Genomic DNA, 12,458 nt, shown 5'->3' on the forward strand with positions numbered 1-12,458 from the left:
GGGAGTCCTCCCGGACGGGGCGGTCGTCGGTGAAGCAGGAAGCCCAGCGGGTGACCGCTGGAATCCCCCGCCTTCAGGCGGGGGAGGAAGTCAAGCTTTCTTGGCGGGTCGGGTGAAGCGGTTGCTCGTTGCTCCTCGGAGCTTGCCGTCTGGGAGTCTGCGGCCGTAGGCCAGCAGCAGGAGGTCCTGGGCGGCGCCGAACACGGGCGCGCCTGAGCCGTAGGACCAGTCGAGGTCCTCGGCGCACAGCTGCACTCCGTCGAGGTCGGCGCCGAAGAACTTCAGGGTGCTGGGCCGGATGCCATCGAGCAGGATGCGCAGCCGGTTCTCGGGGACGCGCCGGTCGAGGCCGAGGGCGACGGTGATGTCCAGCCCGTGCACGACGTCGTGGCCGAGTGCCGCAGTGAGCCCGCCGACCGGGGGTGTCCATGGATGGTGGGCGTTGTCCCGCAGGAAGGCGGCGAGTGCGGTGGTGGAGTGGGCGGCTGCATCCCGGCGCGCGACCCTGTCGGTCATGCGGTGAAGGTTGCCGCGCGCCTTGGCCAGCTCGCCGAGCGTCGTGGGCAGGGAGAGCCGGAACCCCATCGACATGTGCGCTGCGACCTCGCGAACCCGCCATCCCGCACAGAGGCTCTGCCCGTCCCAATGGTCGGCTCGCAGGCCGTCGAGCAGGTCCGCCAGTTCCCGGCGTTCCGCTGCGATCGCGGCCCTGACCTCGGTGTTTTTCCCCTTGCGGGGTGTCGCGTTTTCCATGCGATCAAGCGTGCCGCCGACTGCTACATATCTCCAATAGATGGTTTCGCTGGTAACTAGAATTGCTAGTTATGGAACTTCCTCAGCTTCGTTACTTCGTCTCGGTGGTCGAGGAGCCGGGGCACGGCGATGTCGAGTTCGCCGGCCAGGAGCGCGGCCTGCATCCGCTCCGTGGCGTCCTCTGTGAGGGCCACCTCCGCCGAGGGATGGGCGTCGTGGAAGTCCGCGAGTAAAGCGGCGAGGTCGAAGGCGTGGCCGGTGGCGCCGGAGACCAGCCCGAGCCACGCCTCCAACTGATCCGGGGCGGGGCGGCGACGCCTCACCGCCCGGGCAACCCCCGACCACGGGCCGGCCCCTGCCCCGCTCCTTTCCTTGCGCCCGGTGGGCGCCGAGCGCTGTCTCGGCGCCCACCCGGGCATGTCCGGCACAAGACGGCACCCCCTCGTCGTCCGGCGGGCAGGTTCGGCGGCAGGGGCCCGCCGAGACCGCGGCCGGTGATCACCCGCGACCGCATCCGGCCGCGCTCGCGCCGCCCCTGACCATGGGGGACCCGGCATGGGCGGTGTGGACACGGCCCGGGGACGAGCTGCGCTCCCCTGGATTCCGGTCGGTCCTTTCGTGAAGCTCGACACGGTCCTGGCCATGGCGGCCGCGCGGGGGAGTCTGCGGGCGCACAGGATGTCGGGGGACGCACTGCGGCCCCGTACCGGCTCCCGTCGGTGAAGGCTGTTGAGGGTGTCAGGTGCCGAGCGGGTCAGCTGTCGGCTTCGTTCTCGGGACCGGGCGCGTCGCCGATGGCGACGCGCAGGTCATGCATGCCGTGCAGGATGTCGATGAGGGCCTCTTCCGCCCCGCTCAGAGCGTGTCGGGTTCCTTCTGTGTCGCCGCGCTCGGCGTGCAGCTGGGCGCTGAGCGCGTACACCGCTGTCATGACGGCGGCGAAGGCGGCCTCCCGGCCCGGTGGCACTTCTTCCGCCTCGGTTTCGGAGACCTGCAGTGCGGTGCGCTGCAGCCGGTTCGTCAGGACGTTGACCGCGAGAGCAGGATCCGCTCCTAGCTGTTCCCCCCAACCGAGCAACGTCTCAAGGACGTCCTCCATCTCCCCTTCCTCGGTCAGACGGGTTGCGGCGGTGATCTCAAGCTCCGTTTTCGCCAGCAGACTGCCCAGCAGGTGCAGGCGGTCTGCTTCCTGCGGGCCCTCGGGCCGCTTCTTCGCACCTGCCGCCGGCTCAGCCGCAAGAGCGGCCAGCGCCGCATGGATCTGCTCAGCACTTACCGGGTGCTCGCTGCCGATGCTCACGCCTCCAGCTTCACCCGGCAAGGGCGTATCCGCCCGCCCAGACACACGGAAATCCATCCCCAGGCACGCCGTCCTGGCGTCGGTGTCCGCTTTCGGGTGTGAGGTGCCAGCAAGCACACCCAAAGGGCACGGCCGATGGCGCAGACGACGTTCGGCAAGCAGGTGGAAGCGTCCGCCCCATCCCTGATGTTCGAACACTCGCCCTGCAGGGCGTGCCGTTCTCCTGGCACCGGGCCGGACGCAAGCCGTACGTGCCGGGTGAACATGACCCGAAAGGCCCCGGCGAAGGCCCTCTTCGAGGGCCCCGAGGTGCGCGAGCCGGTGGCCAAGGCTCCGCAGTGCGCACCGGTCATCGCGATCGGCGCCGGCGCCCGGGTCTCTGCGTCGATCTGGACGCCGAATCCCCGCACATCCTGGTCAGCGCCTCCACCGGCGGCGGCAAGTCGGTGCTTCTTGCGCTGCATCGCCTGCCGGATGCTCCGCCACGGCTCGCTCCCGGCGTAACGAAAAGCCCCCGGCTTCAGCCGGGGGAGGAGTCACCAACCAAGGCGCGTCATCAGTCAGGCTGAGGTCTTCGACTGTGGCTCGGGGCCTTGGGTGCGCATTTGCTCGTTGATGCGCTGGGCTTCTTCGAGTTGGTCTTCGAGGACGACGATGCGGCAGGCGGCCTCGATGGGGGTGCCCTGGTCGACGAGTTCGCGGGCGCGGGCGGCGATGCGCAGCTGGTAGCGGGAGTAGCGGCGGTGGCCGCCTTCGGAGCGCAGGGGGGTGATCAGGCGGTGTTCGCCGAGGGCACGGAGGAAGGCGGGGGTGGTGCCGAGCATATCGGCGGCCCGGCCCATGGTGTAAGCGGGGTAGTCGTCATCGTCGAGGTTGCCGACGGGCCGGGGACTGGCAGGGGGCATAGACCTCTTCTTTCAGGGGATGCGTCGGGGGGCCCGGGTGCCGTGCGGCATCCGGGCCCCGAGCTTTCAACACCATCTACCGGCGAACTGCGCCGGCCTTCTGTGGCCGCAGGTTCCGCCTGGGAGGGCAGAGCTGCGGGGATCGCGGATGCGTGACCGGGGACCACCTTCCAATCCGGGGCCTGCGGTACCCGGGCGGATGCCTTCCTCGCCCGGGCGATCCTGATGGCGTTCTGCTCCTTACTTTGGTTACTCGGTTGTACTGCTGGATACCGCGGGTACTGCTTACAGCCCCCCGTGGGGCTGCGCCCTGCTTGACGTGCATGGGCGGCAGTTCATCTCTGCCATGCCCTTATCGACTTCCTGGGTAGCAGTGGAAGCATAACCCTGCGACAAGGCAATGTCTACTGCGACCGGAACAGGTTTTCTCCAGAACCAATGTGTGGATGTATGTCGCACATACACCCGGAAGAGTGATGTCTCGGGGTGAGTGCCTGCCCATCCGGTCATGGCAGCGCAGCAGCTGGCTGACTGGACGGCTCCCGAGGGAGGGTGGATGCGGCAGGGCCGGTGGAATAGGGGTCGCCCTGCTCATGGGCAGGACCAGGACGATCAGTCGCGCTCGCGGTCTTGTGAGGTTTGCCGCCCGCTGCGCAACGCGCCGCGGGCAGCGCATGCGCTCCCGCGGTGGCCGGCCCGCAGCCGCCGTGGCCGGATCCATGTCCCCGGGCACGGCGGGCGCTGCTGTCGGGGCTGGGCTGCGGCCGGTGGCGCATGGGGTGCACGGCACCGGCCCGCGGTTCCTGCGGCGCCCGCCCTGCCCGCCGCTGGGTACGGCCGGACGGAACCGGCGCAGCAAAACGTCGTACCTCGCCACCAGCCCCCGCTGCGGGGAAGACCACCAGCCTCCGCAGCGGGGACGGCTGCTCTCGGCGGGGCGGCCCGCGCCCGGGGCGTGCCTGTCCGCGGTCCGCGGCCCGGTGGTGCGGCGCCGCTGTGGTCGCCGGGCTGGTCGTGCCGGCGCCGGGGCCGGGCGGGCCCGCTGTTCATCGACGTGAAAACCAGCCGGATGGCGCAGTTGCCGGGCACCGCCCGGGTGGACCGTCGCCGCTGCCGTGCTGCCCTGCGGCATGGCGTCTTCAGCGTGGACGGCCGGCGGGCTGCTTTTGCGGTCTAGGTCGGTCTAGGCCGTGTCTGAAAAAGGATCTTGGCGGACCCCGAGTCGGCAGGGTCCTCCGTCAGAGGCCGGGCTGGGAGCCGGGGGTGTGGCCGAAGGTGCGGCGGAAGACGTTGATGAAGGTGCTGGCGGATGACCAGCCGCATCGGTGGGCGACGGTGGTGACGGGGGTGTGGTCGGCCAGGAGGATCAGTGCTTGGTGGAGCCTGATCTGGGTGCGCCACTGCAGGTAGGTGAGGCCGAGGTCGTCGCGGAGGTGGCGGGAGAGGGTGCGGGCGCTGGCGCCGATCTGGCGGCCGAGTGTGTCGAGGGAGCGGTTGTCCGCCGGGTTGGCGCGCAGGATGTCGTGCAGTTCCCGAAGCAGCGGGTCGGTGGGGGTTGGCAGGTGCAGCGGTTGCTCGGGTGAGGTCTTGAGCTGATCGAGCAAGACGGCGCGTAGGCGCAGGTGGGGCGGGCTGTTGTCCTCGGGGGTGCGTGTGTAGGCGATGATGAGTTCGCGCAGGAGGGGGTTGACGGCGAGGACGGCCGGCTTGTCGAGGCCGAGGGGATTTTCGGTGGTGGGCAGGCCGACGAGGTGGAGGTCGAGGTCGCCGTGGGCCTGGTGGTGGTGGACGGTGCCGGCGGGGATCCAGATTGCGCGGGTGGCGGGGGCGATCCAGGAGCCGGCGTCGGTGGTGACGGCGATGGTGCCCTGGCTGGCGTAGGCGATCTGGTGGTCGTCATGGCGGTGGGCGTCGATCTCGCCGCCGGACGGCAGACGCTGGGTCCGGGTCGGCGCGACAGGCGTATGGCGGATTTTCTGCATCACCTGGCAATCTATCGAAAGCGGGACACCGGCTGCTTCTCCCAGCATGGACGGGTGCGAAGGAATACATCGATCTCTCTGCTGGCCGTGGGCCATGCCTGCGTCGACATCTACCAGGGCGCCGTCGCGGCGCTGGTCCCGTTCTTCGTGGCCGAGCGCGACTACAGCTATGCCGTGGCGTCCGGCATCGTGCTGGCCGCGTCCCTGCTGTCGTCGGTGGCCCAGCCGGTGTTCGGCGCGCTCACCGACCGCTGGGCGATGCCGTGTCTGCTGCCGGTCAGCACCCTGCTGGGCGGCGCGGGCATCGCGCTGAGCGGCCTGAGCGGCTCCTACGGGCTCACTCTGGTCTTCGTCGCCATCTCCGGGATCGGTGTCGCCGCCTATCACCCCGAGTCCGCCCGCGTGGCCCGGCTGGCCAGCCAGGGCAGCCACAGTGCGATGAGTTGGTTCTCTCTGGGCGGCAACATCGGCTTCGCGCTCGCCCCGATCATGGTGTCTCTCGTGGTCGGACACGGTTCACTGCGCCGGACACCGGTCCTGGTCCTGCCCGCGCTCGTCGGTGTCGCCCTGTGCGTGCCGGTGCTCCAGATGCTCGGCCGACGTCAGGCCGGTACCTCCCCGATGTCCACAGGCGTAGGCGCCGACGACGTGGCGTCGTTCGTGAAGCTGTCCCTGGCGGTGGTCTTCCGTTCCATCGTCTTCACCGGCCTGAGCACCTTCATCTCCCTCTACGCCCAGCAGCGCATGCACGGCAACACCACCGCAGGGACCATCGCCCTGTTCCTGCTGTTCCTGGGCGGTGCCGTCGGCTCAGTGCTGGGCGGCTCTCTGGCCAATCGCTTCGACCGAGTCTGCGTCTCCCGCTGGTCCTACCTGGTCTCGATCGTCGCTGTCGCCGGGGTGATCTACACGCCCGGTCCGGCCATGTTCCTCTTCGTGGCCCTCACCTCTGCCGGCCTGTATGTTCCCTTCTCCCTGCAGGTCACCCTCGGCCAGGACTATCTACCCTCCCGCATCGGCACCGCCAGCGGCGTCACCCTCGGCCTCACCGTCAGCATCGGCGGCCTGGTCAGCCCCCTGCTGGGACGCCTGGCCGACTCCACCTCCCTGCAGATGGCTCTGACACCCCTGATCGCCATGCCTGCCCTGAGCTGGCTGCTTTTCCGTGCCCTGCCCGAACCTGTCGTCCTCAAGCCCCAGCCTGTCGCACCAGCACGACAAGACGCATAGACCCGTACGGACCAGCAGCCACACACATGGCCAACCGGGCCGACGAGGACGTGCCTGATCATGGATCTTGCCGTGCGCCGGGGCGAGTTGACGAGTGCGGCGTGGGAGCGGATAGCACCCTTGCTGCCGGGCGTTGACGGGCGGGGCGCCCGTGGCGCGATCACCGACAGGTGATCAACGGAGTGTCCCCGTACTGGTCTGCAGTACGGGGACACGAGCGATGTCCGGGCAGGCCGGCCGCACCAGGAGAAGTCGGTCTTCCTCTTGCGGCCGCAGAGTGCCGCGGGGGCAGCGTGATCCAGGGTGCGGCACAGGCGTTCACCGGGGCGGCCGCCCAGGAGCGTTGCGCTGGCCTGCATCCATCGCCGCAGCCCGACGCTGCGGCGCCGGTAGCGTTCGCTCAGGTCCGGGACCTGCTCGGTGAACGTGCGCCGTGGGCAGGAAGCCCGTTCGCAGAAGAAGCGGCGAACCCTCAGCGAGACCACCGAACTCAGGGGGAGCAGTCAAAAGTCTCCACCGGGACGCTGACCGTCGATGGTGCTGCTGACCCACGCGTTGCGGCTCATCGCTGCCGTGGGGGGCTGTCCCAGACCGCCGACTGGGCCAAGGCGCCTTCGGAGGACTGAAGGACCGTTCGCACCACGTCGTGGTGGAAGCGACGGATGTGGAACTCGACCAGGTCGCCAGCGCGTTCGGCGTCCCCGACCGCGATGGCGTCGTGGATGGCGTGGTGTTCCGCGCGCAGGCGGTCTCGTTCGTCCTCCCAGTCCTCCATCCGGTGGAAGGCCGTCAAGAGGGTGTGCCGCACCGCGTTGCGCACCGCGACGGTCAGGTCGGTGACCAGGCGGTTGCCCCCGGCCTCGGCAATGGCGACATGGAAGCGGGTGTCGTGGTCGTTGAACTCCTCGCGGGAGACGTCGGGGGCGTCCATGTGCGCCAGGCATTCGGCCATTCGGGCCAGGTCCGCCTCGGTGGCCTGGTCGGCGGCGAGGCGGGCGCTCGACCGCTCCAGCGCGGCGCGGGCCTCCACGACGTCCTTGACGGGGAAGTTCGCCAGCGCGATGTGCAGCCGCAGCAGCTGGGTCAGGCCCGCGCTGGGCATGGCGGCGATGACGCTGCCGGAGTCGGGACCGGTGCCCACCCGGGCCCGCAGCACCCCTTGGGCCTCCAGTACTCGCAACGCCTCGCGGATCGCGGCGCGGCTGACCCCGAGCAGCTCGACGAGTTCGCGTTCGGGCGGCAACCGGTCCCCGACGCGCAGCTTGCCGGCCAGGATCTGCTCCTCGATCCGCGCGAGGACCAGCTCGTAGGTGCGCGAGCGCGGCACAGGTTCCCAGATCGTCGGCTCAGCCATGAAAGCCCTTCTCGTCAAGGTGGGGGTTCGTCCGCCAGCTCGATAATAGCCCGATGTATGCCCATTGTTTGGTCAGACCAAGCAAGAAATTCGCGTCACGCTCTAGACCGGAACCGTTGGCGGACCTAACTTTGGAGCCCGTCCAAGCTATGGTCTGACCAAGCTAATGAGGGTCCGCTATGTACCAGCCTCACCTCTCCCCGGTCGCAGGCAGCCTCGCGTTGTCCGCTCTCGTGGCCGCTCTTCCCTTGCTCACCTTGTTCGTGCTGCTCGGCGGCGCGCGGCTGCGCGCCCACTGGGCCGGGCTCGCCTCCCTCGCCGTGGCGGTCGTCGTCGCGGTCGCGGGCTACCACATGCCCGCCCGACTCGCGCTACTGTCCGCCGGTGAGGGTGCCGCCTTCGGCCTCTTCCCGATTGTGTGGATCCTGGTCACCGCCATCTGGCTGTACCAGCTGACCGTCGTCACCGGGCGCTTCGAGGATCTGCGCCAGGCATTTCACCTGATCAGCGATGATCCTCGGGTCCAGGCGATGATCATCGCCTTCTGCTTCGGCGGCCTGCTGGAGGCGCTCGCCGGGTTCGGCGCCCCGGTGGCGATCACCGGCGTGATGCTCATGGCCGTCGGCTTGGCGCCGTTCCGCGCCGCGGTCACCGTCCTGGTGGCCAACACCGCCCCCGTCGCCTTCGGCGCCATCGGCATACCGATCATCACCGCCGGCGGTCTGACGAAGATCCCCTACACCGAGATCGGCGCGTACGTGGGACGGCAGACACCGCTGCTCGCGCTTTTCGTGCCGCTCCTGCTGGTCGCGCTGGTCGACGGCCGGCGCGGCGTCCGCCAGACCTGGCCGGTGGCCCTGGTGTGCGGGGCGGTCTTCGCGCTGGCCCAGTTCACCAGCTCCAACTTCCTCTCGGTCGAACTCACCGACATCATCGCCTCACTCGCCGCCCTGGCCGCCGTCGTCGTCTTCCTGCGTCTGTGGCAGCCGCGCGGCGGCGAGCAGGCCCGCGCCGAACTGAGCGCCGCCCATCCGCAGGCTCCCGACGGTCCGGCAGGCTCCGCCCCAGCCCCCGGCCCCGCCGCCGCGGTGGGCACCCGGACCCGGCCGGCGGCGTCCGGCACCACGCAGGCGCCGCGGGAGGCGATCGCCGGCCCCCGCCTGTTCATGGCGTTCCTGCCGTACCTGGTGGTGATCGCCGTCTTCTCGGTCGCCAACCTGGTCAAGCCGGTGCAGCAGGCGCTGGCCGCAACGACCGCCGACATCCCTTGGCCCGGTCTCGACGGGCAGGTCCTCACGGTGGCCGGCAAGGTCAGCTCGACCACCGTCTACCACCTTTCCTGGCTGTCCTCCCCGGGCACCCTGCTGCTCCTGTCCGGCCTGCTCGTCACCGCCGCCTACCGCATCAGCCCGGCCACGGCCGCCCGCGAGTTCGGCGCCACGCTCGTCAAACTGCGCTGGGCCGTACTCACCATCGCCGCGGTGCTCGCCCTGGCCTACGTGATGAACCTCTCCGGCCAGACCATCACCATCGGATCCTGGATCGCCGGCACCGGCGCCGCCTTCGCGTTCTTCTCCCCGGTACTGGGCTGGCTGGGCACCGCCGTCACTGGGTCGGACACCTCCGCCAACGCGCTCTTCGCCACCCTGCAGCAGACTGCCGCAGCCAAGGCCGGCCTGTCGCCCACGCTATTGGTCGCCGCCAACACCTCCGGGGGCGTCCTCGGCAAGATGATCAGCCCGCAGAACCTCACCATCGCGGCCACCGCCGTGGGCCTGGCCGGCCGCGAGCCGGACCTGCTGCGCGGAGCGGTCAGATGGAGCCTGGGCCTGCTGCTGGCGCTGTGCACGCTGGTCTACCTGCAGTCCGGCGTCCTGGCGGGGATGCTCCCGTGAACTTCCGTACCGGAGAGACCATGCGCACCGCGTTGTTCGTCACCTGCTTCAACGACACCCTCTTCCCCGGCACCGGCCGGGCGATGGTCAGGCTGCTGGAACGGCTGGGTTGCACCGTGGACTTCCCGCTGGGGCAGACCTGCTGCGGCCAGATGCACTTCAACACCGGCTACCAGCGCGAGTGCGTGCCGCTGGTCCGCCGCTTCACGGAGGTCTTCGACGGCTACGACGCCGTCGTGACCCCCTCCGGCTCGTGCGCCGCCATGGTCCGCGAGTACCACGGGCGGGTGGCCGAGGTGGCCGGCGACACCCGGCTGGCGGCTGCGGTGCGCCACACCCCACCGGTGTACGAGCTTTCTGAGTTCCTGGTCGACGTTCTCGGCGTGGTGGACGTCGGGGCTTACTTCCCTCACCGGGTCACTTACCACCCCACTTGCCACACGCTGCGGATGCTCAAGGCGGTCCGCCAACCTCTGGCGCTGCTGCGGGCCGTACGCGGCATCGACCTGGTGGAGCTGCCGTCGGCCACGGAGTGCTGCGGCTTCGGCGGCACCTTCGCGCTGAAGAACGCGGACACCTCGGTGGCCATGTGCGCGGACAAGGTCCGGCACGTCCTTGGCACCGGAGCCGAGGTGCTGTGCGCCACGGACAACTCCTGCCTGATGCACATCGGCGGCGCCCTGACCCGGCTGCGCACCGGTGTGCGCACCCTCCACCTCGCCGAGATCCTGGCGTCCACCGAGGACGAGCCGGCGTCCGCGCCCCGTACCGCAGAAGGGGTGGCCCACCGGTGAACGGCACGACGTTCCTCGGCATGCCGGCGTTCCCCCGGGCGGCGCGGGACGCCCTCGGCGACGCACAACTGCGCCACAACCTCGCCGAGGCGACCCGCACCATCCGCGACAAGCGCGACGAGGCGGTCGGCGAGCTGCCTGACTGGGAGGAGCTGCGCGAGGCCGGACGTGCACTCAAGGAGCACACCCTGCTCCACCTGGACCGCTACCTCCTGCAGTTCGAAGAGCAGGTCACCGCCGCGGGCGGCACGGTGCACTGGGCCCGCGACCCGGCGGAGGCCAACCGCATCGTGGCGGACCTGGTAAAGCGGACCGGCCGGAACGAGGTGGTCAAGGTCAAGTCGATGGCCACCCAGGAGACCGGCCTCAACACCGCGCTGGAGCAGGCCGGCATCCGGGCGTACGAGACGGACCTGGCCGAACTGATCGTGCAGCTCGGCCAGGACCGGCCCTCGCACATCCTGGTGCCCGCCATCCACCGCAACCGCGCGGAGATCCGGGAGATCTTCCGCCGCGAGATGGGCACGCACGCAGCCGGCGACGACCTTGGCGAGACCGGCACACTCGGCGACGACCCGCAGGAGCTCGCGGAGGCGGCCCGGCGGCATCTGCGGGAGAAATTCCTGCGTGCCGAGGTGGGCATCTGCGGCGCCAACTTCCTGGTCGCCGAGACCGGGACGGTCGTCGTGGCCGAGTCGGAGGGCAACGGGCGCATGTGCCTGAGCCTCCCGCAGACCCTGATCTGCCTGGCCGGCATCGAGAAGGTCGTTCCGCGCTGGCAGGACCTGGAGGTCTTCCTCCAACTGCTGCCCCGCTCCTCCACGGGCGAGCGGATGAACCCCTACACCTCGACCTGGACCGGGACGGCCGACCAAGACGGGCCCCGGGAGTTCCACGTGGTCCTCCTCGACGGCGGGCGCACCGCAACCCTGGCCGACCCGATCGGCCGGCAGGCGCTCAACTGCATCCGCTGCTCGGCCTGCCTCAACGTCTGTCCGGTCTATGAGCGGGTGGGCGGTCACGCCTACGGGTCTGTCTACCCCGGCCCGATCGGCGCGATCCTCGGCCCCCAGCTGCGCGGCACCGCCTCCCCGGTGGACCGCTCGCTGCCCTACGCCTCGACGCTGTGCGGTGCCTGCTACGAGGTCTGCCCCGTCAAGATCAACATTCCCGAGGTCCTGGTCCACCTGCGCGCCCGCGTGGTGGACGGCAAGCGTCGGCGCCCGCTCCCGGGACCGGAACGGCTGGCGATGGCGGCGGCACGCTGGGCGCTGTCCTCCCCCCGACGGCTGGCCGGGGCGCAGCGCATGGCGGCCGCCGCGGCCCGGCTGGTGCGCCACAACGGGCGGATCCGCCGACTGCCCGGGCCCCTCGCGGGGTGGACCGACGCGCGCGACCTGCCGGCTCCCGCCCCGGAGAGCTTTCGTACCTGGTGGAGGAGGACGCACCCATGACGGCTTCATTTCCTTCGGCCGCGCGCGAGGAGGTACTGGCCCGCATCCGGCGCGCGGTAGGCGACTCGTCCGCGGTCGAGCAGAGGTACGCGCAGGTGCCGCGGGGCTACCGCAACGCGGGCGGCGCGCAACGCCAGGGGGAGGCCGGCTCCCCACAGACGGTCGCGCTCTTCCTGGAACGCCTCGCCGACTACGGCGCGTCGGCACGCCTGGTTGACGCAACCGCCGCGCCCTCCGCGATCGCCGAGGCGCTCACCGGGCGGGGCGCCGGCACGGTGGTGGTTCCGCACGGGTTCCCCGAGCCCTGGCGCGCCGGCCTGGCCGGGGTTCGGGTGCTCGGCGACGACCCGCCCGTCGGCCTGGACGCGCTGGACGCCGTCGACGGTGTGCTCACCACCGCGGCCACCGGCGTCGCGGCCACCGGCACGTTTGTCCTCGACGGCGGCCCGGGCCAGGGGCGCCGGGCGCTGACCCTGGTGCCCGACTACCACCTGTGCGTGATCCCGGCCGACCGGATCGTGCGCTCGGTGCCCGAGGCCATGGCCCTCCTCGATCCGGTCCGGCCGCTGACCTTCGTCTCCGGCCCGTCGGCCACCAGCGACATCGAGATGAAGCGGGTGGAGGGCGTACACGGCCCGCGCACCCTCGAGGTCCTGGTCGTCGCCACCGAACCGCCGCCCGCAGACCACCGGCCGATCGACGACCCCGCGGAGTCGTGATGTCCATCCGTCATCCTGTGCGTCACCTCGGACCGGTTGTCGCCCGGCCCGAGCCGATCTCACGAGCCGAGC

At 70.5% G+C, this 12,458-nt stretch carries 11 protein-coding genes and 1 pseudogene; 6 read left to right on the forward strand and 6 right to left on the reverse strand.

Annotated features, from left to right (window positions below):
* Positions 1-90: 90 nt before the first annotated feature.
* The 5 genes from ABZ876_RS36660 to ABZ876_RS36680 all read right to left on the reverse strand — a co-directional run bounded on the left by ABZ876_RS36660 (position 91) and on the right by ABZ876_RS36680 (position 4,940).
* Positions 91-753 (reverse strand): maleylpyruvate isomerase family mycothiol-dependent enzyme, encoded by a 663-nt coding sequence (locus tag ABZ876_RS36660; RefSeq protein WP_361789953.1) that lies wholly within the window; start codon positions 751-753, stop codon positions 91-93.
* A 65-nt stretch (positions 754-818) separates the two neighbouring features.
* Positions 819-1,076, reverse strand: coding sequence for a LysR substrate-binding domain-containing protein (locus ABZ876_RS36665; protein WP_361789955.1), 258 nt, complete (start codon positions 1,074-1,076; stop codon positions 819-821).
* Between the two features lie 431 nt (positions 1,077-1,507).
* Positions 1,508-2,053 carry a hypothetical protein gene (locus ABZ876_RS36670; protein WP_361789957.1) on the reverse strand — a complete coding sequence of 182 codons (546 nt, stop codon included), beginning with the start codon at positions 2,051-2,053 and terminating at the stop codon, positions 1,508-1,510.
* Positions 2,054-2,613: 560 nt separating this feature from the next.
* Positions 2,614-2,958, reverse strand: coding sequence for a MerR family transcriptional regulator (locus ABZ876_RS36675; RefSeq protein ID WP_361789959.1), 345 nt, complete (start codon positions 2,956-2,958; stop codon positions 2,614-2,616).
* A gap of 1,238 nt (positions 2,959-4,196) precedes the next feature.
* On the reverse strand, positions 4,197-4,940 hold the full coding sequence (locus ABZ876_RS36680; protein WP_361789961.1) for a helix-turn-helix transcriptional regulator: 744 nt from the start codon (positions 4,938-4,940) through the stop codon (positions 4,197-4,199).
* Between the two features lie 54 nt (positions 4,941-4,994).
* Here ABZ876_RS36680 and ABZ876_RS36685 point away from each other — a divergent pair, with 54 nt between their 5' ends.
* Both ABZ876_RS36685 and ABZ876_RS36690 read left to right on the forward strand, forming a co-directional pair.
* Positions 4,995-6,170, forward strand: a complete 1,176-nt coding sequence (locus tag ABZ876_RS36685) for an MFS transporter (protein WP_361789963.1) — start codon at positions 4,995-4,997, stop codon at positions 6,168-6,170.
* 60 nt (positions 6,171-6,230) lie between these two features.
* Positions 6,231-6,355 (forward strand): annotated as a pseudogene (locus ABZ876_RS36690) (IS5/IS1182 family transposase); the annotation flags it as partial.
* Positions 6,356-6,732: 377 nt separating this feature from the next.
* Here the strand turns inward: ABZ876_RS36690 and ABZ876_RS36695 are convergent.
* Complete coding sequence (locus ABZ876_RS36695) at positions 6,733-7,524, reverse strand: FadR/GntR family transcriptional regulator (protein ID WP_361789965.1); 792 nt, start codon at positions 7,522-7,524, stop codon at positions 6,733-6,735.
* A gap of 179 nt (positions 7,525-7,703) precedes the next feature.
* Between ABZ876_RS36695 and ABZ876_RS36700 the strand changes: the two genes are divergently transcribed.
* Genes ABZ876_RS36700 through ABZ876_RS36715 form a run of 4 tightly spaced genes read left to right on the forward strand, consistent with a single transcriptional unit; the run spans position 7,704 to position 12,386 of the window.
* Positions 7,704-9,419, forward strand: a complete 1,716-nt coding sequence (locus tag ABZ876_RS36700; RefSeq protein WP_361789967.1) for an L-lactate permease — start codon at positions 7,704-7,706, stop codon at positions 9,417-9,419.
* A gap of 20 nt (positions 9,420-9,439) precedes the next feature.
* Entirely contained in the window at positions 9,440-10,213 is a 774-nt protein-coding gene (locus ABZ876_RS36705) for a (Fe-S)-binding protein (protein WP_361790083.1), read from the forward strand.
* Positions 10,210-11,667: a lactate utilization protein B gene (locus tag ABZ876_RS36710; RefSeq protein ID WP_361789969.1), complete on the forward strand. Its 1,458-nt coding sequence runs from the start codon at positions 10,210-10,212 to the stop codon at positions 11,665-11,667. The genes ABZ876_RS36705 and ABZ876_RS36710 overlap by 4 nt, the downstream gene beginning before the upstream one ends.
* Positions 11,664-12,386, forward strand: coding sequence for an LUD domain-containing protein (locus ABZ876_RS36715; protein WP_361789971.1), 723 nt, complete (start codon positions 11,664-11,666; stop codon positions 12,384-12,386). Before ABZ876_RS36710 ends, ABZ876_RS36715 begins: the two co-directional genes overlap by 4 nt.
* Positions 12,387-12,458 lie beyond the last annotated feature (72 nt).

The sequence above is a fragment of the Streptomyces sp. NPDC046931 genome, from assembly GCF_040644655.1.
Lineage (GTDB): Bacteria > Actinomycetota > Actinomycetes > Streptomycetales > Streptomycetaceae > Streptomyces.

Coding starts and splice junctions, on each gene's coding strand:
- ABZ876_RS36715 (WP_361789971.1), top strand. CDS start 11,664: ATGACGGCTTCATTTCCTTCGGCCGCGCGCGAGGAGGTACTGGCCCGC.
- ABZ876_RS36680 (WP_361789961.1), bottom strand. CDS start 4,940: ATGCAGAAAATCCGCCATACGCCTGTCGCGCCGACCCGGACCCAGCGT.
- ABZ876_RS36700 (WP_361789967.1), top strand. CDS start 7,704: ATGTACCAGCCTCACCTCTCCCCGGTCGCAGGCAGCCTCGCGTTGTCC.
- ABZ876_RS36695 (WP_361789965.1), bottom strand. CDS start 7,524: ATGGCTGAGCCGACGATCTGGGAACCTGTGCCGCGCTCGCGCACCTAC.
- ABZ876_RS36705 (WP_361790083.1), top strand. CDS start 9,440: ATGCGCACCGCGTTGTTCGTCACCTGCTTCAACGACACCCTCTTCCCC.
- ABZ876_RS36660 (WP_361789953.1), bottom strand. CDS start 753: ATGGAAAACGCGACACCCCGCAAGGGGAAAAACACCGAGGTCAGGGCC.
- ABZ876_RS36675 (WP_361789959.1), bottom strand. CDS start 2,958: ATGCCCCCTGCCAGTCCCCGGCCCGTCGGCAACCTCGACGATGACGAC.